The following is a 19,844-nucleotide window of genomic DNA, read 5'->3' on the forward strand; positions in this document are numbered from 1 at the left end:
CGCCCCACCACCCTCCCCACTCCCAGCTAATTAGCCCCCGCCCCCCCCGCCCACCGCCGCCACCGCGCGGGGGCGCAGGCCAGGCACCCGGCGGGGGGCCGCGTTCGGGTCTACCGGCAGCCCGACCTCCGCCGGCGTCAGCCGGGCCCGCGCTGAGCGTAGAAAATCGGCGAGGGAACCTTTGTCGTCCATGAATCCAGTATCGCTTGCCGACGCGCAGAAGATGCCGTGGATGCTCGTCAGTGGCTTTCCAGCCAAGCTCACGAAGAGCGGCCGAACAGGTTACGACCAGATTCGGGCAACCCGGGAGGTGTTCGCACGGCGTGCGTCAAGTGCCTGTTCCATCGTCACGGCGACAAAGTGTGTTTTCGTACCCGGCGCACAGCGAGCGACCAGATCCATGTCTGCCGATATGACCGTGGCGACCATGGCGTATCCCCCACCCGAGACGGCGTCGCGGTGCAGAATGATCGGCTGGGTGCCGCCGGGAATCTGGATGGAGCCTACGGCGTAACCAGCGTCAACGATATTTGACGGGTCCTGCCCGGCACCAAACGGTTGTTTCCGGACTTTCCACTCCACCCCGGGTCCGCTGTAGCGTAGGCCCATACGATCTGCGACGGGAGTCAACACCCATTCACTGTTGAGCAGACTGTCCAGCCCGCTGGCCGAGAGATTGTGGTCGTAGAGTCCGAGCATGACCCGAATATTCACGTCCTTGGAGTAGACCGGACGATCCTCGGGTGCGATGGAGCGCAGCACGGGTAAACCGTTGTCCGACCCAACACCAATCGGAACCAGATCCGCGCTGGCAAGGGCACGCCCCTCGACTCCGCCGATGGCGCCGATCGGATACGTCGAGCGCGATCCGAGAACCTGGGGTACGTCGATGCCGCCGTACACGGCGATGAAATACTTGGTGCCGCCCTTGATCACACCGAACTTCAATTCGTCTCCGGCCACGAGCGTAATTCTCTCGTATTCGGGCACGATCTCGCCATTGACGAAGACATCAACAGGCGCACCGGTCACGGCGATCACGGCGTCGGCCGTCGTCACGATCTTGGGGCCAATATAGGTGCACTCCAGCACCGCCTCCGCCGCAGTGTTTCCTACTAAGCGGTTGCCCAACGTGGCTGAGTATTGATCCATTGACCCGCCCTGCGGAATGCCAAATCGGTAATAGCCGATCCGTCCCTGGTCCTGCACAGTCGTCGAGAGGCCGGGTTCGAGAATGTTAAATGCCATTGAGTGCCTCCAGAAGTGACAACCTGTAGCCGTCGGGGTCAGCCAAGGCCGCTCCCAGATCGAAAGCGATCGGTGCCTGCCGATAACGGAAGGTTCCTGCGTCTACTTCAGCTCGAATTCGCCGGTACTCGGTTTCATCAATCGGCTTAAATTTGACGATGTCGCCCGGTTTGAAGAAGACCATGAAATCCGCGAAGTCTTCCAGGCCCTGCGACGGATCGAAGATCGGCGCGGCTGCGATACCGAACATTTGATATCCGCCGGCGCCCCGCACGGAATAGATACAGCTGAAGCAGCCGCCATAACCAACGGTCAGTGCGGGCGTATCCGTGCGGGGGCTCAGATACTTGGGTACTTCGAGCTGCTTTTCACGGTCCACGAGCTGAAAGAGAAAGGGCAGACCAGCCACGAAACCGACCATGGAAACCAGCCACGGGGATTCGTGATGTCGGGTGATGAATTCCTCGGAATCGGCCAGACCATTGACCTCGGCCGCATAGTCCAGGTCGTTACCTTCGGGCCGCTGGTGGTATCCCTCACGAAATCGGGCGCCCGTTTCGTTCGTGTAGGGATCGTTGTACCAGACCGGAATCTCGATGATGCGTGTCTCAAGAACCTTGTCGGTTGCTGCCCGTACTTCGTCCTCAAGCATGTGCACAACTCGCTCAAGTTCCTGCCACGCCACGGCATCCGGATCGAAACGCACCAGCAAGGAGGCGTTGGCCGGGCAGATGTCCACGATGCCGACAAGTTCTCGCGCCTCCAAGGCATTCGCAATGCTGTTGGAGATGAAGTTCGCTTCCAGGGACATGCCCTCTGCGATCTCGACGAAGAGAAATTCGTCGCCGCCCCAGGTGTATCGAGCTGTGGTTTGCTGTGTCATTGCGTGTCTCCCAACGAGTCAAGAAAGGATTCGATGTACGTGGTGTGGTGATTGACCTCGGCAAAGTCCTGGAGGGTGACGAGGGAGGTGAGCAGACCAATGGTCGTCCGGACCCCCTCAATGTGGGCTTCACGGAGGGCCCGCTCCGATCGTGCAATGGCGAGTTCACGCGTTGGCGCCCACACGATGATCTTGCCCAGCAGGGAGTCGTAGAACGGTGCGACGGTCTTGCCCGCGATAAAGCCGAAATCGGATCGGACGCCGGCGCCCCCGGGCAGGTTCATGGTCTTGATCGTGCCCGGGCTGGGCATGAATTTGTTGTCTGGGTCTTCGGCATTGATGCGAAATTCGAGAGCGTGCCCAGAAAACTGGATGTCGTCCTGAGTGATGGAGAGTTTCTCCCCCACGGCAATGCGCAACTGCTCGCGTACCAGATCCATACCCGTGATCGCCTCGGTAATGGTGTGTTCCACCTGAATCCGGGTGTTCATCTCGATAAAAGCAACCTCATGGCTGGTCGGGTCGTACAAAAACTCCACGGTGCCAACTCCGACATAGTGGGCCTGGCGCGCCAGTTGCACCGAGGATTCGCGCATTCGTTCCCGCACTGCCTCCGGAAGGTCCGGAGCCGGAGCTTCCTCAAGGATCTTCTGTTGGCGACGTTGCATTGAGCAGTCTCGATCCCCCAGGTGGAGGTATGTTTCTCCGTCGCAGAGAATCTGCACCTCCACGTGGCGAGCCTTCGTCACGAACTTCTCGAAGTAGACGTCGGAGGAATTGAAGGCGCCCAGCGCCTCAGCCTGGGCAATCTCAACGGTGCCACGCAGCTGAGCCGGCTCTTCGACCAAACGGATGCCTCGCCCGCCACCCCCGGCGGATGCCTTGACTACCAGTGGAAATCCGATCTCGGCGGCGATCGCGTCAATATCATCGCCCTCTTGAAGCGCACACTCGGTGCCGGGGAGCGTGGGCACACCGGCATCGATCGCCGCCCGGCGGGCTCGTGACTTGTCCCCCATGAGCTCGATCGATTCCGGCGAGGGCCCAACCCAGGTCAACCCGGCACCAATCACTTTGCGCGCAAATTCGGCGTTTTCCGATAAAAACCCGTAGCCAGGGTGCACGGCGTCAGCCCCGCTATCGAGGGCGGCCTTCAGAACGGCTTCGTGGTTAAGATAACTGAGTCCGGCCGGGGCCGGACCGACAACGATGACCTCATCAGCGAGGTCCGCAGCGAAGGACGACTTGTCGGCTTCGCTGACGACCGCCACGGTCACGATGCCCATTTCTCGAGCAGTGCGAATGATTCGAACGGCAATTTCGCCGCGGTTAGCTATGAGCAATTTCTGCATTGAGTCTTCCAGTGAGTCGAGTGAAACGTTGGAAAGGCATGGGGCGGCAGGTAGGTACCTGCTGCAGATCAGGACGTGATCGCGATGACATCACCGGGATTGACAACACCAAAGTCTTCGATTTCAAATTTGTCCAACACGCCGTCGAATTCTGCGCGCACCTCACTGAACTGCTTCATAATCTCGACGAGGCCAATGGTCTGCCCGGCCGACACACTGTCGCCTTCGTTGACATACGGCTCTTTGCCCGGGCCAGGCTTGCGGTAGAAGATGCCGGGAAGGGGGGAAATAATCTGGTGGCTCATAAGTTCACTTTCGTCGGGCTCGTCGGCGTGAGTGCACGCCTCTCGAGCGAGTGCTGCGGTGTCGCGATTACCGGCCGAGGGCTCCACCAACGGCGAGGGCTACTGCGGGAGAGTTTGGCGCGTCTGAGTGCACGCAGATGCTGCCGAAGGGAATTTCAAGAACGGTGCCATCGGTTGCGAGAACGGTGCCGTCCTGCAGCACTCGGCGCACACGTTCCGCCGCCTCGTTCGGGTTGGTCTCTTCGGGACGCCGCAGAATGATCAGGCCGCCCTGGGCGTTGTAGTCGAGATCCACATACAACTCTCCAACGAACTCAACGCCATTGCGCTCGGCAACAGATTGATGGGCGCTCCCGGCTATTCCAAAAAGGGGAACGCCATAGAATTTGGCAACGTTAACGGCGCCCTGCATCAGCGCCTCATCGCGCGCCAACATTCCAAAAAGGGAACCGTGCGGTTTGATGTGGTTCAAAGGCAGGTCGTATTTGCCAAGAAAGCCAACGAGCGCTGCCACCTGGTAAAGAATGATTGACTCCACCTCAGCCGGCGTGAGTTTCATCTCACGACGACCGAACCCAACCAAATCGGGCAGCCCCGGATGCGCCCCGACGAGCACACCGTGCTCCTTGGCGAGCGCAACGGTCGCATCCATGGCATCGGGATCTCCGGAATGAAAGCCGCACGCAACGTTTGCGACGTCGACCAGCTTCATCAGAGCCTCGTCATTGCCGAAGCTGTGAATCCCGAAGGATTCGCCCATGTCGGAATTAATGGTGATGTTCGAGTTGATATGCACGTCGTCCATGACTCCACGCTACGGTGCCGCCGCGTCGCGGCCCAGTAGGCAGTTGCCCTAAACTTGCAAAAAACTTTGTGCAAAATACCAAAGGAACGAGATTTTTGGATGCGCGTGGTCGATTTACTCCTGGAACGTTCCCTGCAACTCTTGCTGCAGACACCGTCATCGGAAGCACGCTTGGCGACCGAGTTGAGCGGATGTGCTCCCACGGAACTGATGGACCCGACCCCATTTCTTGATCCTCATTCCCTCCTGCTGACCAGCGGAATTGGAATGAATTTCTCCGATGAACGCACCTGGGATGCTTTCGTGGAACGACTGATCGACGTGCCCGTCTCAGCGATTGTTTTCGCAACCGGTATGGCCCATCGCGCACTTCCGCCCGGTCTGATCGCGGCCTGCACCGAGCGCGATGTTCCCTTGCTGGAAGTGCCCGCAGCTGTTCCCCCGCTTCAGGTGAACCGCTATATCGAGAGCGTCATGCACGCCGAGCGCCTTGCTGTGGTGAACCGCGGCTGGAGATTGGCAGACGAATGCGCCCGCCTGGCGAACCAGGACGCCGAGGTCGTCACCCTGCTCGCGACCGTTTACAGCGTCATCCAGTCGCCGTTGGCCGTATACGACGCCTACGGCACGGTTATAGCGCAGTATCCCGCCTTGGCCACCTGGACGTCGGGAGCGAGAACAAAACCGCAGGCGGGTGTGCTCAGTATTCCCCTCCCGATGGGTCTCAACAATCCGTGCCGTCTGGCGATCAGGGAAACGGACAGCGGTAGTCCCCTCGCCTCCCTTCTCGGCCCTGTCGCCTCCATCATCGCCTTGCAGCTCAATCGGTCCGTCCTCGTGGATGCCAGTCGCCAGCAGGAGATCAAGAGTTTTGTGCTCGCCTGTGAGTCGTGGGAAGAGGCGACCCACCTCGATGTGCGTAAAGCCTTTCAGGACATTGGGCTGGATCCCCGGGTCGAGACATCCGTTCTGGTCGCTGATATGGGCGGGGAATTTGCGTCGACGTCCTGGCAACTGCGCGTGGCGCTCCACGAGATGTTCCACACCGTGCGGGTCACCGAGTTCGGGGACCGACTGGTGGCCTTCGCCCAGAATCCGCGCGATGACTTTGAGGCCGTCGCCAACCGGCTGTTGCGCATCCATGATCGGCAACCACTGGTACTCAAGCGCGCGATGCTCAGCCTGTTCGAGTTGCGACTTTCCGTCGTGCACTCGCTGCAGCTGGTGCAGCGCATAGACCGACCCCAGCTCGCTCCCGAACTGGGACTCAGCGCCGTGGTCACCGCCACGGCCGGGCGAGGTGCGAAGGAATCCGCACGCAAGTTGCTGGCCCCGCTTGTGGATCAAGACACGAAACGCGCCGGTCCGCTGCTGGAGACGCTGCGCACGTATCTCGACAATGACGCACAGCCATCGAAGACCTGTGGCGCCCTGTTCATTCACCGCAATTCGCTCAACTATCGACTGCGCAAGATTGAAACGCTTCTGCAACTCAACCTCAATTCGGTTGAGGGACAGGCAACGTGCCTCTTCGCGCTTCGCCTCATTGACCTCGGCGATAAGTAGCAGAAACCGAACGGCGTAGACGGCTGATGCGACGACAGCCGTGAGGATGGGGCCCCACGTAGCGCCAACCCCGGCAAGATCCGCGTTGAACAAACCCAGCTGCAGCATGACGATGCCGGTGAGTGTTGCGACGATCCAGGCGATCAGTCCCGAGTTATTGAACCTGCGGTAGTGCACATCGGCCAGCATCCCGTGCTCGTGACTCTGCCCTCGCGTAATCAGAATGTGTGTAACGGCGATGGCAACCCACGCTGTGACCCGGACGCCCTGCCAAGCCAATGCAAGCAGAATGTACTTCACGATCGGCAGGAGCATCAGGAGGAAGATGATCACGGACGATGTCAGCACCCACACCAGATTAGGAAGCTTGACGCGGAATACCCGTTCGCCGAATGACTTGAGGTTTGCCGCTCCCAGGTAGTAGTGGGCCGTGTTGATACGGGTCTGGGAAACGAAGACCACGATGGGGTACCACATCCACATCTCACCGCCAAAGGTAACCTGGAAGGCGTAGGCGACAATCGAACCTTCGAAGACGGCGTAGTGGATGGCGTATTTCGACAGGACGCGGTTGATCAGCCCGGAGGCCACGATGGTGAGCGCCAGTCCGATCAGCGCATCCACCGTGCCGTAGGCCAGGGCCAGCGCCGCACCGATATAGACAAAAAACATGGCGCGTGCGACGCCGTACCACGCCATCGAGAGCGATCCCTTGGTCATCTGGTCTTCGTCGTTGCCCTCGCGGTAGAGGGCATCGGTAGCCTCAACGGTCGTGTTGCTGCCGGTCAGATTCACATGCACTCTGTACCTCCATTAGGGCCGATGACGCCCGGCAAAATGTTTCGTGATGGGTGGTGCACTACAGGTTTTCAGGTGCAACGGCGGCCGGAATGTTGCAGTCGTCAATGAACAGAAGACCATTGGCTGAAATGGACTTGTGCAAGTAGGTGAACGAGCTGTGGATCCTGGCCAGTAGGCCGATGCAAGATAGATCGATCAGGCCCGGTACAGATGCACACGCAATTCCTCGCCCGTGGCGGGCTGAAATCGGCGCAAGTCAGGCCGAAACGACCGGCCAGTGCGATGAGGAACGACGCTCCATCAGGGCGCGGTGCTCCAGGGTAGTCGTGGCAAAAAGCTCACCGGTGCCCCAGTCAAGAATGACGCCGTAGCGGCGGATGACCTCAAGCAGGTCGATGTCACCGCTCACGAAGCGGGCAGAGACGGGCGTGGGATCTTCTGTGAGTCACCCGAGACGGTGGGCTGCGATGTCGAGTCGCAGTGCCACACTCGCCACCTCGTGAACCTCGTGAACCTCGTAAGCATCCAGGTCGGGTTCGATTGCGGTAATGACCACGCCGTGGTTTTAGCGGCCCGCTCGATGGCGACGTAGCCGTCGATGACGTCGTCGAGCACGTCAAGGTACGTGCACTCAAGGGGTTCACCGTGACCGCCGCCGGCGGACGGCCGCGCGAAGGAGTCGCCCGATTGAACCGGAACCGACGAGAAGTTGGAACCGACGAGAAGTTGGAACCGAGAAAGCGTTCACCTTCGGTGCCCGTGTTCAACCAGACTCCGTGCGGAATCGACGGAAGACCACCGCGATGCCCCAAGTGATGGAACGTGCACGATCACAGCAGGAGCTCATGACCGCGTTCTGCGCATCCGTGAACATACCACCCATCTCGATACCCACTCCGCCCCGAAAACGCCCTGGCACGCCAGAATCAATACCGATCTGATGCATCGACGTCAACATCGGTGAGAGGCGTTCCTGGCCGTCCACGGGTTGAACGGCCAGTCCGGCACCGAAGACGGGAGCCGTGGCTCCACGGCCGTCCTTACCGCCGACGAGTAGGTATTCCCGGTTGAAGCCGCAGGCCATAGCGCGTTCCGGCATGATCTTCGACCAGATCTCAAAGATGCCGTTCATGAGCTTCCCCTAGGGGCCGGAGCAGAATCCGGTCACGGCGTTTGGCCAGCAGGCATTGACCACAGTGCCCTCCGGGCCGATGTCGGCGGTGACGGCCGTATAGAAACCGGAGTTGAGTGGGACATCTGGAGAGAACGTCTTTGTACCGGCGTAGATCGCCGAGAAGGTGGTTCCGTAACCGGAGTTCAGGAACGTCGCCACCACCGGGGCTGATCCGGCCAAGTGATAATGGATGCCGCTGTCATCAATGGTCAGCTTGATCTTGATCGGCATGAGGCCTTCGGCTTTGCCCGGGTCATTGTCCATGTAGTCGGTTGTTTCCCGCACACCGTGCGGACGTCCCTCCAACCGACGCCGAACACCGCTCAGCGGCCGCGCAGCAGAAAGCATCCACCCACGATACGTCCGCCGGCGAGGCCGCTTACAGCTTCACCGGCCTCCTCAACCACCTCGCCACGCAAACCCGCAACGACCTCCGATACGGCGCTGACGAGACCACTCCCACCATCCCGACCCTCGCCCTGCCGACCCCGATTCAACGCCGCGCGTTCGAACTCATCGGCGCCACCATCCCCCTCACCCTGAAGTAGACAGAAGCACCCATACACCAATCAATAAAACCCCTGACCAAACCGCAATAAACACATCAACCCAACACGTAACTTCGGGCTGAACACCGCATCGAGGACTTACTGCAGGAGACGGCGCTGAATGGTCAGGGCTTGCTGCTCGATGAGAACGGAGGGGGGTCACGAACGATGGCGAGCATTCACGCCCTCGTCGCCAACTCGGCCGTTCTGGCCGCTTGGCTCACCCTGGCCGGAGCCGAACTCGTCGTCGGCACCTCGGAACCGTTCAGCGAACTGGCCAGTACCCCCCTGGCATTCCGCGAGGCCGAGACGGCGCTCGAGATAGCGCGCCGCCGCACGACACAAGCGGGCAGTCACCCCGGAGCGCAGCGCACGGTGTGGTGCGATTGGACGAGGTCGACCTCGCCAGCTGGCTACTGGCACGACGCGAGGCACCTCAGCTCGAAGACAAATTGCGCAAATTTGTCGCTACCCTCAACCCGGATAGAGACTTGATTGAAACCCTGATCGTGTACCTGGCCCTGGATCAGGACGTCGAAAGAAGTGCACGGCATATATATGTTCATGCCGACACTGTTCGGTACCGGCTGCGCACCTGCGAAGAGTTACTGGGAACATCGATTGGCAACACAGCCACGATCGCCAACCTTTATCTCGCATTTGTGGATGATGTGCTGGCGCTGCAAGATCGCATTGCAGATCAAGCCCAGTACGTGCGGGCGTCAGGTGAGTTTTTCAACCTCAACGAATTCGATTGTGCGCGCGCCACGATTCTCGACGGTGTGTTCGGCGCCGGAAGGCCGCGTGTAGCTCTGGCCGTTTTGAATTTCAGCGACGATTTCTGAGCCGTCGGCGCTGATGACGTGCATGGTTTCGCTGACGAGAGGCACGACCGCATAGTCATATTCATGAACGTGCATGGGAATAGCGTCCCCGGGTTCAATCGTCCACTTGGTCACGCGAAAAATACCATTGTCGATTTGCGTCTCGCCGGTGGCCATTGTTTTCCTTTGCTCGGTGCGCACTAGTACACCGATCATAGTTACCGGTGACGGGGAAGATCGGGCGGCGCCGCAGCGGATGGTCGACCGAACGTTGTCTAGTCCAGGCCCAGGTAGGCCTCGATGACCCTCTCGTCGGCGAGCAATTCGTGTGCCGGTCCGGAATGGGTAATTTCCCCGGTCTCGAGCACGTAGCCGAAATCGGCTGCCGCGAGAGCACGCCGGGCATTCTGCTCGACGAGCACCACCGTGGTGCCGGTCAGCCGGATCTCCTCGATCACCGCGAACACCTCATCCACGATCAACGGCGCGAGCCCCATCGATGGTTCGTCGAGCAGTAAGATCTCCGGCTCGGCTATGAGCGCGCGGGCGATCGAGAGCATCTGCTGCTCGCCGCCGGAGAGGGCACCGGCCTGGAGCTTGCGCCGTTCAAACAGCACTGGGAACCGCTCATACACACCGGCCACATTCCGGTGCAGGGTGCTGCCGCGGTGCCAGCCACCGAGACTCAGGTTCTCGGCCACCGTCAAGGTGCCGAGAACCTCGCGCCCCTCCGGAACCTGAACAAGCCCGGCCTTGACCAGACGGTGGGCGGGCCACTTGGTGATGTCCTGGCCCTTGAACCGGATGACACCCCGGCGCGCGCGCAGAAGACCAGACACGGCGTTCAGCACGGAGGTCTTGCCGGCGCCGTTGGCCCCGACCAATGTGACCAGGGCGCCCGCCGCCACGTCGAAAGAGACGTTGCGCACGGCCTCGACGCGACCGTAGTTGACCTGCAGGCCTTCGACACTCAGGATCGGATCACTCATCGGTTGTCCTCCAGGTCCGTTGCGCCACTCTCGTTCGTCGAACCGCCAGGGGCTGCGTCGGGATGACCCCGGTCCTGGTCCCGCACCGATTGTGCGGTGACCCGGGCGAGGTCTTCGGCGGCCAATACCGCCGCCGCGTCGGCGTCCGCGTCGGAGCCGCTGGAACCGAGGTAGGCCTCCAACACCCGCGGGTCCCTGGCGATGTCGGCAGGTATGCCGGAGGCGATGACCTCACCGAAGTTCAACACCATGATTCGGTCGCAGGTCGCCAGCATCATCCGCACATTGTGCTCGATCACCAGCACAGCGATTCCATCGGCGGCCAGCGACCGGATCAACTCAGCCAACCGGCCGGCCTCGACGTGGTTCATGCCGGCCGCCGGCTCGTCCAGAACCAGCAGGGACGGATGCGACGCAAGCGCACGGGCTATCTCCAGCCGTCGCTGGTCGCCGTAGGAGAGGTCACCCGCGGCATTGGCGGCCTTGTCGCCGAGCCCCACGCGGATCAACTGAGCGGACGCCATGGCGACGGCCTCGCGCTCCCACTTCCGTGCCGACGGGAGGAATAGCAGGCGCCGGAGCAGTGTGTCCCGCGTGATGCGGTACCCGCCGACGAGCACGTTCTCGAGAGCAGAGAGCCGGTTGAAGAGCTTGATCTGCTGAAAGGTGCGGGCGACCCCGGCTTGAGCCAGGCGGTGAGCCTTCGTGCTGTCGGTGAGGGACACACCCAACACCGTGCCGCTGCCGGTGCTCGGAGCCGTCAAGGCGGTCACCATATTGACGAGGGTGGTCTTGCCTGCGCCGTTGGGGCCAATCAGGCCGAGGACCTCCCCCGCTGCCACGGTGAGGTCGACCGAGCGTACCGCGTGCACCCCGCCGTAGGACTTGCCGAGCCCCTGCAGGCGCACGAGCTCGGTGCCGGGTGCGGGCAGGTCCGGCAGGTCCGGCCGTGCAGCCGGATCGATGATGAGGCGTTTGGCGGATTTTCTCCGCGGGATGAGTCCGGACAGTCCTCCCGGCAGGAAGAGGATCACGACCAGGAGCAGCACTCCGGAGATCGTCGGGCGGATCCAGCCGGCGTCGACGCCGAGCACGCGCTGCAGTTCGGGGAGCACGGAGAGGAACACGGAGCCCAGCACCGGGCCGACGAAGAGAGTCACCCCGCCGACGACCGCCGTGACCAGGCCGTCGACGGCCGCGGTGAAGGAGAACTCGTTGGGATCGGCGAACCGAGAGAAGTAGGCCAGCAGCACGCCGTAGAGACCGGCAACGGCACCCGCAATGACGAAGGAGGCCATGCGGTATCGGGGAACGTCGATGCCCATGGTGGTGGCGGCCAGTTCGTCTTCGCGGATCGCCGCAAAAGCCCGCCCCATGCGGGAGCCGGAGAGACGCCAGAACCAGAAGGCCACCACCGCCAGGGCGATCCAGGCTATTTCGATGCCGACGAGCTTGGGGAAGCTCATCCCCTGCGCGCCGTTTGTCCAGGATTGGTTGATCAGAAAGATCCGCACCATTTCGCCGAAGGCGAGGGTGGCGATGGCCAGAAAGACCCCCCGCAGGCGGATGACCGGCAGCCCCAGGATGAAGGCCGCGATGATGCCGACGCACATGCCGAAGACGATGCCGACGGCCAACGGTGGGATGAAGCCGAACAGCGGCTCGGCCGGCACCACGAGGGAGGAGGTGAAGGCCGCCAGGGACGCCAGCCCAAGCTGGGCCAGGCTCAGCTGCCCGGCGATCAACACGGCGTAGAAGCTGAAGGCGAGGATCGCCGTTAGCGCGACCAGAGTGATGAGTGAGCTGTATTCCACAAGCACGGTCAGACCTCCCGCGTCTTGCGTGCGCCGAAGAGTCCCTGGGGCCGAAGGATCAGGATCAGAAATAGGAGCCCGAACGCCACCATGTCCCGCCACGAGCTCCCGATGTAATTCACGGCCAGAACCTCGGCCACGCCGAGGATGAGACCGCCGATCAGGGCGCCGGGCAGGGAACCCATCCCCCCGACGACGATCACGGCAAGGGCCTTCAGTTCCACGGCGTGACCGATTCCGAGTGAGGCGGCGTTGACGTTGAGCGTGAACAGCACGCCGGCCACCGCGCCCAGCGCCGACGAGAGGGCGAAGGTCGTGCTGCTGATCCGGCCGACGTTCAATCCCAGCACCGCGGCGGCATGCGGGTTTTCGGCGATGGTGCGCATACCGCGACCCAGCTTGGATTTGGCCACCAGCCAGGTCAGCACGATCATCAGCGAGACGCTGATAACCAGAATGACGACCTGCAGGAGCGAGACGGTGGCGCCGAGAATCTCCACTCTCGCCTGTGGAAAAGCATCAGCGGGGAATCGCCGAGTGTCGGCGCCGTACATCGCCTGCATCAACGACAGGATGATTGCCCCGAGTGCGATCGAGGAGATCAATCCCGCAAAGTGGGCGTCGTGCCGTCCGGCGAGCGGCCGGAACGCGATGCGTTCGATCAGGATGCCCAGCACCGCACCGAGGATCAGCACCAAGGGGATCAGCAACCAGATCGGCACGCCCAGCCGAGTCACGATCTCGATCCCCACCAGGGCACCAGCCGTGAATACCGCGGCGTGGGCCAGGTTCAGCCTGTCGAGGATACCGAACACCAGGGTGAAGCCGATGGCGAACAGCGCGTAGATGGAACCGAGAAAGATCCCGTCCAGAAAGAGTTGCATTGGTGACGTCCCTGTTTTTGGCCGTGTACCGCCCGGGGCGGCACACGGCCTGTGCGTAATTAGTAGTGCGGTGATGCCTAGTTCAGGATGGTGAACTTGCCGTCCTTGACAATCTGCACGAGTGCGTCGTGCACGGCGTCGCGGTTCTTATTCAGGCTCACGTCGCCCAGAACAGTCGGCACGTTCTTGATTCCGCCGAGACCCGTCTTGATGGCCTCACGCTCGGCCGAGCATTCGGAGCGAACGGCGTGGTCGATGATCTGCATGCCGGCGTATGCCTGGGCGGAGAACTGGTCGGGAGCAGCATCGTAAGCGGCCGTGTAGTCCGCAATGAACTTCACGTTCTGCTCGTTGTCGGATGCCGAGTTCCACGCGGCCCCCACGATAACGCCCTCAGCTGCTTTGCCGGCACCGGCGAGCAGGGCGGGTGAGTTGAAACCATTTCCGCCGATGATCGGTGTGTCAATACCAATTTCGCGGGCCTGGCTCACGAGCGGCACGGCCGCATCGATGAGGCCCGAGACCACGATGGCGTCGGCGTCGGACTGCTTGGCCTTGTTCAGCAGGGCGCGAAAGTCGGTGTCCGACTTGGAGAAGGTGAGGGTGTCGGCCACTTCGACGTTCTGGTCCTTGAGCGCCGCGGCGAAGGCCTGGTAGCCGGACTCGGTGAAGGCGTCATCGTTGCTGTACATGACGACAACCTTTTTGACGCCGAGCTTGTCGACGGCGGCCTTGACGGTCTGTGGGATGACGGCATCTTCGGTGAGGGAATTGCGGAAGATGTAATCGCCGATTTCGGTGATGCCGGCCGCCGTGTTCGATACACCGAGCACGGGGACCTGGGCGTCCTGCGCGATCGGGTCGGTCTGCTTGGCGGTGTTGGACAGGGTCGGGCCGATGATGATACTGGCGCCGGAAGCGACGAAGGTGTCGAAGACCTGGATGGCCTGTTTCGGGTCGGTTGCGTCGTCTTCGACGGTGAGTTCGTAGGTGACCCCGCCGACCTTGTTCAGGTCATCGACCGCGAGTTCCAGGGCGTTCTTCTGGCCGGCGCCGTACTGTGCCGCGGCACCGGTGAGGCTGAAGGCTGCTGCGATCGGAACGGTAGAGTCGATGACGCAGTCCGCTCCCGTCCCGGTTCCAGTCTTACCGCCGTCGGCGGTCGAATCCGTTCCGGTAGCAGTGCTGCAACCCGTGATGGCGAGCAGTAGAGCTGAACCGCATACGGCGGCAGAGAGCAGTTTTCTTCGCATTAATGGACCTCCTTGGCCAAGGCGAGCGGTGGTGCCACTTGATGTCCAAGCGGGGTTCCGTCGTTAGAGCCTATCGCTCCACCTCAACCACGGCCGAGGGCTGGCTGAACGAAGACCACGCCGAGGCTGCCGAACCGGGAATCAAATGACACGACGGTGGCGCGCTGCTTGGCCGGGATCCTGTCGTTGAAGTAGGCCTACCGCACCGGCCCGGCGACCACCCCGGTCGGAATCTCAAAGATCACCGTGCCCGCCGTGAAGAACGCGTTCGCGGCGACGACGTCGACGTTCGAGAGCTCCGCGTCGAGCAGAAAGAGCGAGTTGATGCCCCGACAAATGAGGCCGCGAGCGCATCGCCGAGAAAGAGCGTCGGGTGCACCGCTTTACGCGCCGCGCCGCCCGGCTCAGTTCCGGGGCCAGCTCACGACGGTGGCGCCGGCGTCACGGAGGCCCGCCGTGAAGGCCACGTGCACGAGGTGACCATCGACCGTCTCTCCGCCAAATTCGAGATCGGGGGCCGCGCATCCGTTCTCGATGACCGTCGCGCTGCGCCCGCTGTCGAGCACGGCTCGCACGGTAGCATCCACACACATGCTCGTCATCATGCCGACCACAACCAGGTCGTCGATGTCGTTCTCATCGAGAACAGCCTGCAGTTTCGTGCCCACGTAGGAGTTGGGCCTGGTTTTCGTAATAACGATTTCAGACGTGCGGGGCGCCACCAATGAGTGAATTTCGGCACCCGGTGTGCCCTCGACCAGAAACCCGTCGGCGGATGGTTGCGCCACGTGCTGCACGTGCCCCACCCAGTCGCCCTTGCTGCGCGCATCGGCGAGTACCGCCTGGGCCACGTGGGCCGCGGCCTCAGCTCCGACCAGCGGGTAAGCGCCGCCGACAAAATAGTCCTGCTGAATATCGATGAGAAGTACGCCACGAGCCATTCTCAACCTCCACTGCTTTTACGCCCCCGGCTGGCGGCTACTGACCACAGTCTGGCCCAATTCTTGCCGCCAGAGGCCCTTTGCGCGCAGGAGGCACCGCGTCCCACCATTCCAGCACGCGGGTGCCGTAGAACGTGAGCCATGTCGACGGCTCCCCGGCCGCAACGTCTACCTCAAACCACACCCGCCCGGGGTGGCGGCGGTCCTGCAGCCAGGTGCCGTCGGGCTGGCGGGCGGCACGGATTACATCAATCGCCTCAGCGAGCCGAGGATCGGGAGCGATGCCGTCGTATAGGGCCGCCGCTCGACAGGCGGTACATCAGCCGACGCTCCAACAGGTATTCTTCTCCAGCATGACGAGCTGCACGCAGCTCGTCTGTGCCGCCGGTTGCTGTTTCGAAGTACAGCAACGCCTTTAACGAGTTGAGCGTGGAGTGAAACGACGAGCGAATCGAGCCCTCCACCCATTCGCAGTTCCAGCCGCCATCGGCCAGTCGGTGCTCAACGAACCGCTGAGCGATGCTTGAGACATCCGCCCCGAGCCACACTCCGTTAGCCAGCGTGAAGGCGTTGATGCAACAGTCAACCTCGCCGCCCCAATACGGCAGGTCTTCGTATTCCCAGCGGCTGTTCGCAGCGAGCCGCTCGGCCGTGCCGCGCAGCGCTGCGGCATCAACGCCGAATTCCCGCAGGTCGACGAGTGCCCAGGTCGTTGCCGTGTAGGGCTGCCCGGCATCGGCCGCAGCCTCGGGGCCAGTGAAGTCAAAGCCCCCGGGAAAGTAGGCGCCGCCCGCCCACTGCCCGTCGTCATCCTGCAGGGCCAACAGTCTGGCTCCGAAACCCTCCGTGTTCACGCGCGCTCGGGTCACCTCCCAGGTCTCGGGCGGCGCACCAACGAGGTCACGCTCAACCCGCCAGCGTAGCGACGGGTCGGAGTCGAGCATCCACTCGATCAGTGCCGCCGAAAACGCCAGACCATGCACGAGTGCGAATTAGCCGATGATCGAGGCACCCGGGTGACTTCTGCCGTGCTGACCATATATGATTCAACAAATGATAATAGAACACCACGTTCTATTATAGAACACGCAGCGGCGCGGGCGTTCGACTCGCCACACGATTACGAGACCACACAGAGAAGTGAGGAAGCCGTGCAGTTTCACCACCACGGATATGTGTCCACCGATCCCCGCAGGCAAGACGCGGCCGGAGTCGGTATTGATCGCCCCGACGAACTGCCCGACAACGTCGACGTTCTCATCGTGGGAACCGGCCCCGCCGGCATGATCACCGCCGCCCAGCTCTCCCAGTTTGCGGGCATTACCACCCGCATTGTGGAGCGCCGTGGCGAGCGCCTCGCGATCGGTCAGGCCGACGGCATTCAGGCCCGCAGCGTCGAGACCTTTCAAGCCTTCGGTTTCGCGGAGCGCATCATCGCCGAGGCCTACCGCATCACCGAGATGGCGTTCTGGAAGCCCGACCGCACGAACCCGGCCAACATCATCCGCACCGCTCGTGCCATTGACGACCCCACCGGTATCAGCGAGTTTCCGCACCTCATCGTCAACCAGGCGCGCGTGTTGGACTACTTCGCCGAGGTCATGGAGAATTCTCCCACCCGAATGACGCCGGACTTCGGCTTTGAGCTGGTCAGCCTGATCAACACCAATGAGGGCGAGTACCCCGTCACCGTGACCCTCGCGCACACCGGCGGCGAACTCGCTGGCCAGGAGCGCATCGTGCACGCCAAATATGTGGTCGGCGCCGACGGAGCTCGAAGTGCCGTACGCGATTCCATCGGCTGCACCCTTGCCGGCGACGCCGCCCTCCACGCCTGGGGTGTCATGGACGTGCTTGCCGTCACCGACTTTCCCGACATTCGCACCAAGTGCGCCATCCAGTCGAGCACCGGCGGCAGCATTTTGCACATTCCACGTGAAGGCGGCTACCTGTTTCGCATGTACGTCGACCTCGGCGAGGTGGCTGCCGACGACAACGGTGCCGTGCGCAAGACGACGATCGACGAGATCATCGTGAAAGCGAACGAGATTCTGCACCCCTATACACTCGACGTGAAAGACGTGGCCTGGCACAGCGTGTATGAGGTTGCCCACCGTCTCACCGACCGTTTTGACGATCTACTCCCGGAGGAAGTCGGCATCCGCTCGCCGCGTGTCTTCATCACCGGTGACGCCTGCCACACGCACAGTGCCAAGGCCGGCCAGGGAATGAACGTCTCGATGCAGGACGGCTTCAACCTGGGTTGGAAGCTCGCCTACGTGCTTGACAGGCGCAGCCCCGAAAGCCTGCTCAGCACGTATTCCGCCGAGCGCCAGGTGATCGCGAAGAACCTCATTGACTTCGACAGGGAGTGGTCGACCCTCATGGCGGCCAAGCCGGAGGACCTGAAGGTGCCTCTCGAGGACTTTTACACGCAGACGGCCGAGTTTCCGGCCGGCTTCATGACCCAGTACCCGCCGTCAATGTTGGTCGGCGAGGCCACCCACCAGTCGCTCGCCACCGGGTTCCCCATCGGCAAGCGTTTCAAGTCCGCCCCGGTCGTGCGGGTCGCCGACGCCAACCCGGTACAGCTCGGCCACCACCACCGCGCCGACGGCCGCTGGCGCATTTATGCGTTCGCCGGCGCGAACAGTGCCGCGCTGAGCGCGTGGGCAGAGTGGATGCGCACCGCCCCCGATTCGCCGCTGCTCATGCACACCTCGGCGGGCACGGACATCGACAGCGTCTTCGATATAAAGGTGATCTATCAGCAGGCACACACCGAGGTGGATCTCGGCCAGGTTGACGAGGCGTTCCTGCCCCGAACCGGCCCGTTTGAGTTGATCGACTACGAGAAGGTGTACGCGGCTGATCCCGAAGACGACATCTTCGAGCAGCGCGGCATCAGCCGGGATGGCGCCGTCGTAGTGGTACGGCCCGACCAGTACGTAGCGCACGTTGTGCCGTTGACCGCCACCGACGACCTCGCCGCGTACTTTCGGCAGATGCTGCTGACGCGTTAGGCGCGGCTGCTAGTCGGCCGAAGGCCGCTGCCGGTTGCGTTTCGTGTCGGAGCGCTGCTGTTTCGCCGCCAGGTGCCGCCGTGCCGAGCCCCGCGTGGGCTTGGTGCGGCGGCGCTTGGCCGGTTCCGGGGCCAGCCCCTCTGTCACCAGCTCGGCGAGCTTACGCAGGGCAATCTCCCGGTTGCGCAGTTGGGAACGCTGCTCGGAGGCGGCTACGGTGACCACCCCGAGAACGAGACGGTGTTCGAGTCTGGTGAAAAGCAGCATCCGCTCGTCGTCGGAGAGCACCGTCGATTCGGTGATGTTCCAGAACAACTCGACCCGGCTGTCGGAGGTGTTGACGTGCTGGCCGCCGGGGCCCGACGAGCGGGAGAATCGCCAGCCGAGTTCGCGCTCAGGAATGATGAGCGCCGGCGACACCTCAAGATCCATGTTCTTAGCGTGACACAGGTTGAGCCGGGCTAGGCGAGCAACATTACCGAGTCACCGCGGCTGACCAACCCGGGCTGAATGACCTGGGCGTAGACGCCGAAGGGAATATCTTGGCCGGTGAGCCTCGAACGGGCGAGGGTCTTCAGCAATTTCGTGCCGCGAGCGCCCGTGTCAGGGTCACTGTCAATGACAGCGCAGCGCGGGATGCCCACCCCCACGAGCAGCCGCGCGCTCCCCATCTCGATTTCGTGGCCAGCCCAGGCATCTTCCACATAGGCAGCCGCGTCGCCGGTGTCGATTGTGAACGTGGCCCGAAAGCGGCGAGCGTCGATGGCCATACCCGACTCCTCGGCGACCCGGTGAAGCGAACTCGTCGTGACGATGGTGACGGTATCGCCGTAGACAACGCCGCCCGGGGTATCGATCTGAGCCAGAGCAACGTCTCGCCCGAGTAGACGGGAGAACTCACGGGCCCACGGACCGTCGACCACGCGCATGGATACCTCGCGTTCCCAATATTCCAACGTCAGAGCGTCACCGTTCTGCTTCGGCGTGGCGGACACCGCGTGCCCGCCGATGTCGACCGCCAGCACCTCGCCATCCCAACGTGCTTCGCAGCTGACCAACAGGGGATTCTCGACAGTTCTTAGTACGCGGCCAGCATCAAGGTCAATGACCGCGAACAATCGGTCACCGGCCGGGCCGCTCGCTTCGAGCAGTACTCTGCTCGGCACCGTGTGTCGGCCGCCCTTCAGCACCGACAGGCCAATGTCCCGAATCTGCATAGTGTGACCACACTATCGGCGAGCCGGGGGCTTCGTGGTGAGTGTCAAGCCGCTAACGTCAGCGCAGGCCTCGAGCCCGCAAAATGACATCACTGGCGTGGTGCGATTCGGCACCGGTTGCCCGCGTGTGCTCCATGCCTCAGGCATCCGTCTTTCCCGAGCCAGCGACAAATGCCGTGAGCGCCCGCTCACTTGTCGCGTGGACGATCCAGGTGCA

Annotated in this window: 19 protein-coding genes and 3 pseudogenes; 4 read left to right on the top strand and 18 right to left on the bottom strand. The window is 62.4% G+C overall.

From position 1 onward, the window contains the following. Positions 1-282: 282 nt before the first annotated feature. The 5 genes from LH475_RS05420 to pxpA form a co-directional block, all read right to left on the bottom strand. Positions 283-1,248 (bottom strand): biotin-dependent carboxyltransferase family protein, encoded by a 966-nt coding sequence (locus LH475_RS05420; RefSeq protein WP_196844097.1) that lies wholly within the window; start codon positions 1,246-1,248, stop codon positions 283-285. After that, positions 1,238-2,131 (bottom strand): carboxyltransferase domain-containing protein, encoded by an 894-nt coding sequence (locus tag LH475_RS05425; protein WP_196844098.1) that lies wholly within the window; start codon positions 2,129-2,131, stop codon positions 1,238-1,240. The genes LH475_RS05420 and LH475_RS05425 overlap by 11 nt, the downstream gene beginning before the upstream one ends. Further along, positions 2,128-3,483, bottom strand: coding sequence for an acetyl-CoA carboxylase biotin carboxylase subunit (locus LH475_RS05430; RefSeq protein WP_196844099.1), 1,356 nt, complete (start codon positions 3,481-3,483; stop codon positions 2,128-2,130). The genes LH475_RS05425 and LH475_RS05430 overlap by 4 nt, the downstream gene beginning before the upstream one ends. A 68-nt stretch (positions 3,484-3,551) precedes the next feature. Next, a complete protein-coding gene (locus tag LH475_RS05435; protein WP_196844100.1) occupies positions 3,552-3,788 on the bottom strand; it encodes an acetyl-CoA carboxylase in 237 nt (78 codons plus the stop codon). Positions 3,789-3,855: 67 nt separating this feature from the next. Then, positions 3,856-4,593, bottom strand: a complete 738-nt coding sequence (gene pxpA / locus LH475_RS05440) for a 5-oxoprolinase subunit PxpA (RefSeq protein WP_196844101.1) — start codon at positions 4,591-4,593, stop codon at positions 3,856-3,858. A 210-nt stretch (positions 4,594-4,803) separates the two neighbouring features. On the opposite strand from pxpA, the gene LH475_RS14525 reads away from it, so the two are divergent. Beyond that, positions 4,804-6,159, top strand: coding sequence for a helix-turn-helix domain-containing protein (locus LH475_RS14525; protein WP_366145589.1), 1,356 nt, complete (start codon positions 4,804-4,806; stop codon positions 6,157-6,159). A gap of 1,057 nt (positions 6,160-7,216) precedes the next feature. On the opposite strand, the gene LH475_RS14530 is transcribed toward LH475_RS14525, so the two are convergent. The 3 genes from LH475_RS14530 to LH475_RS14540 all read right to left on the bottom strand — a co-directional run bounded on the left by LH475_RS14530 (position 7,217) and on the right by LH475_RS14540 (position 8,398). Beyond that, the gene (locus tag LH475_RS14530; protein WP_327012137.1) at positions 7,217-7,369 is read right to left on the bottom strand and encodes a hypothetical protein; all 153 of its coding nucleotides are present in this window, start codon (positions 7,367-7,369) and stop codon (positions 7,217-7,219) included. Between the two features lie 354 nt (positions 7,370-7,723). Further along, entirely contained in the window at positions 7,724-8,092 is a 369-nt protein-coding gene (locus tag LH475_RS14535; RefSeq protein ID WP_327012136.1) for a hydantoinase B/oxoprolinase family protein, read from the bottom strand. A gap of 9 nt (positions 8,093-8,101) precedes the next feature. Beyond that, positions 8,102-8,398 (bottom strand): hydantoinase B/oxoprolinase family protein, encoded by a 297-nt coding sequence (locus tag LH475_RS14540; RefSeq protein WP_327012135.1) that lies wholly within the window; start codon positions 8,396-8,398, stop codon positions 8,102-8,104. A gap of 8 nt (positions 8,399-8,406) precedes the next feature. Between LH475_RS14540 and LH475_RS05455 the strand changes: the two genes are divergently transcribed. Together LH475_RS05455 and LH475_RS05460 are read left to right on the top strand one after the other, a co-directional pair. Continuing rightward, entirely contained in the window at positions 8,407-8,682 is a 276-nt protein-coding gene (locus LH475_RS05455) for a hypothetical protein (protein WP_196844137.1), read from the top strand. A gap of 380 nt (positions 8,683-9,062) precedes the next feature. Beyond that, positions 9,063-9,527, top strand: coding sequence for a helix-turn-helix domain-containing protein (locus tag LH475_RS05460; protein ID WP_366145590.1), 465 nt, complete (start codon positions 9,063-9,065; stop codon positions 9,525-9,527). Here LH475_RS05460 and LH475_RS14545 read toward each other — a convergent pair. The 8 genes and pseudogenes from LH475_RS14545 to LH475_RS05495 form a co-directional block, all read right to left on the bottom strand. Next, positions 9,480-9,722: pseudogene (locus LH475_RS14545) on the bottom strand (hypothetical protein); the annotation flags it as partial. The gene LH475_RS05460 and the pseudogene LH475_RS14545 sit on opposite strands and share 48 nt — an antisense overlap. 59 nt (positions 9,723-9,781) lie before the next feature. Continuing rightward, a complete protein-coding gene (locus LH475_RS05465; RefSeq protein WP_196844103.1) occupies positions 9,782-10,495 on the bottom strand; it encodes an ABC transporter ATP-binding protein in 714 nt (237 codons plus the stop codon). Continuing rightward, complete coding sequence (locus LH475_RS05470) at positions 10,492-12,315, bottom strand: branched-chain amino acid ABC transporter ATP-binding protein/permease (protein ID WP_196844104.1); 1,824 nt, start codon at positions 12,313-12,315, stop codon at positions 10,492-10,494. Before LH475_RS05470 ends, LH475_RS05465 begins: the two co-directional genes overlap by 4 nt. Before the next feature lie 2 nt (positions 12,316-12,317). Beyond that, positions 12,318-13,193 carry a branched-chain amino acid ABC transporter permease gene (locus LH475_RS05475; protein WP_196844105.1) on the bottom strand — a complete coding sequence of 292 codons (876 nt, stop codon included), beginning with the start codon at positions 13,191-13,193 and terminating at the stop codon, positions 12,318-12,320. Between the two features lie 77 nt (positions 13,194-13,270). Beyond that, entirely contained in the window at positions 13,271-14,446 is a 1,176-nt protein-coding gene (locus LH475_RS05480; protein WP_196844106.1) for an ABC transporter substrate-binding protein, read from the bottom strand. 212 nt (positions 14,447-14,658) lie between these two features. Further along, positions 14,659-14,825: pseudogene (locus tag LH475_RS05485) on the bottom strand (MFS transporter); the annotation flags it as partial. 25 nt (positions 14,826-14,850) lie between these two features. After that, complete coding sequence (locus tag LH475_RS05490) at positions 14,851-15,387, bottom strand: isochorismatase family protein (protein ID WP_196844107.1); 537 nt, start codon at positions 15,385-15,387, stop codon at positions 14,851-14,853. Between the two features lie 37 nt (positions 15,388-15,424). Next, a pseudogene (locus LH475_RS05495) lies at positions 15,425-16,331 on the bottom strand (squalene cyclase). A 207-nt stretch (positions 16,332-16,538) separates the two neighbouring features. Here LH475_RS05495 and LH475_RS05500 point away from each other — a divergent pair. Continuing rightward, positions 16,539-18,410: an FAD-binding monooxygenase gene (locus LH475_RS05500; protein WP_297413065.1), complete on the top strand. Its 1,872-nt coding sequence runs from the start codon at positions 16,539-16,541 to the stop codon at positions 18,408-18,410. A gap of 9 nt (positions 18,411-18,419) precedes the next feature. Here the strand turns inward: LH475_RS05500 and arfB are convergent, their stop codons facing one another. Continuing rightward, complete coding sequence (gene arfB / locus LH475_RS05505) at positions 18,420-18,842, bottom strand: alternative ribosome rescue aminoacyl-tRNA hydrolase ArfB (RefSeq protein ID WP_196844109.1); 423 nt, start codon at positions 18,840-18,842, stop codon at positions 18,420-18,422. Positions 18,843-18,871: 29 nt separating this feature from the next. Then, entirely contained in the window at positions 18,872-19,627 is a 756-nt protein-coding gene (locus LH475_RS05510; RefSeq protein ID WP_297413066.1) for an MOSC domain-containing protein, read from the bottom strand. Between the last annotated feature and the right edge of the window lie 217 nt (positions 19,628-19,844).

This window comes from Cryobacterium sp., assembly GCF_026786305.1.
Classification (GTDB): Bacteria; Actinomycetota; Actinomycetes; order Actinomycetales; family Microbacteriaceae; genus Cryobacterium.

Excerpts from the sequence above, each read along its gene's own strand:
- LH475_RS14535 (WP_327012136.1), bottom strand. The coding sequence starts at position 8,092 with ATGAACGGCATCTTTGAGATCTGGTCGAAGATCATGCCGGAACGCGCT.
- LH475_RS05435 (WP_196844100.1), bottom strand. The coding sequence starts at position 3,788 with ATGAGCCACCAGATTATTTCCCCCCTTCCCGGCATCTTCTACCGCAAG.
- LH475_RS14540 (WP_327012135.1), bottom strand. The coding sequence starts at position 8,398 with ATGGACAATGACCCGGGCAAAGCCGAAGGCCTCATGCCGATCAAGATC.
- LH475_RS05490 (WP_196844107.1), bottom strand. The coding sequence starts at position 15,387 with ATGGCTCGTGGCGTACTTCTCATCGATATTCAGCAGGACTATTTTGTC.
- LH475_RS05510 (WP_297413066.1), bottom strand. The coding sequence starts at position 19,627 with ATGCAGATTCGGGACATTGGCCTGTCGGTGCTGAAGGGCGGCCGACAC.
- LH475_RS05475 (WP_196844105.1), bottom strand. The coding sequence starts at position 13,193 with ATGCAACTCTTTCTGGACGGGATCTTTCTCGGTTCCATCTACGCGCTG.
- arfB (WP_196844109.1), bottom strand. The coding sequence starts at position 18,842 with ATGGATCTTGAGGTGTCGCCGGCGCTCATCATTCCTGAGCGCGAACTC.
- LH475_RS14525 (WP_366145589.1), top strand. The coding sequence starts at position 4,804 with ATGGACCCGACCCCATTTCTTGATCCTCATTCCCTCCTGCTGACCAGC.
- LH475_RS05480 (WP_196844106.1), bottom strand. The coding sequence starts at position 14,446 with ATGCGAAGAAAACTGCTCTCTGCCGCCGTATGCGGTTCAGCTCTACTG.
- LH475_RS05425 (WP_196844098.1), bottom strand. The coding sequence starts at position 2,131 with ATGACACAGCAAACCACAGCTCGATACACCTGGGGCGGCGACGAATTT.
- LH475_RS05420 (WP_196844097.1), bottom strand. The coding sequence starts at position 1,248 with ATGGCATTTAACATTCTCGAACCCGGCCTCTCGACGACTGTGCAGGAC.
- LH475_RS05465 (WP_196844103.1), bottom strand. The coding sequence starts at position 10,495 with ATGAGTGATCCGATCCTGAGTGTCGAAGGCCTGCAGGTCAACTACGGT.
- LH475_RS05430 (WP_196844099.1), bottom strand. The coding sequence starts at position 3,483 with ATGCAGAAATTGCTCATAGCTAACCGCGGCGAAATTGCCGTTCGAATC.
- pxpA (WP_196844101.1), bottom strand. The coding sequence starts at position 4,593 with ATGGACGACGTGCATATCAACTCGAACATCACCATTAATTCCGACATG.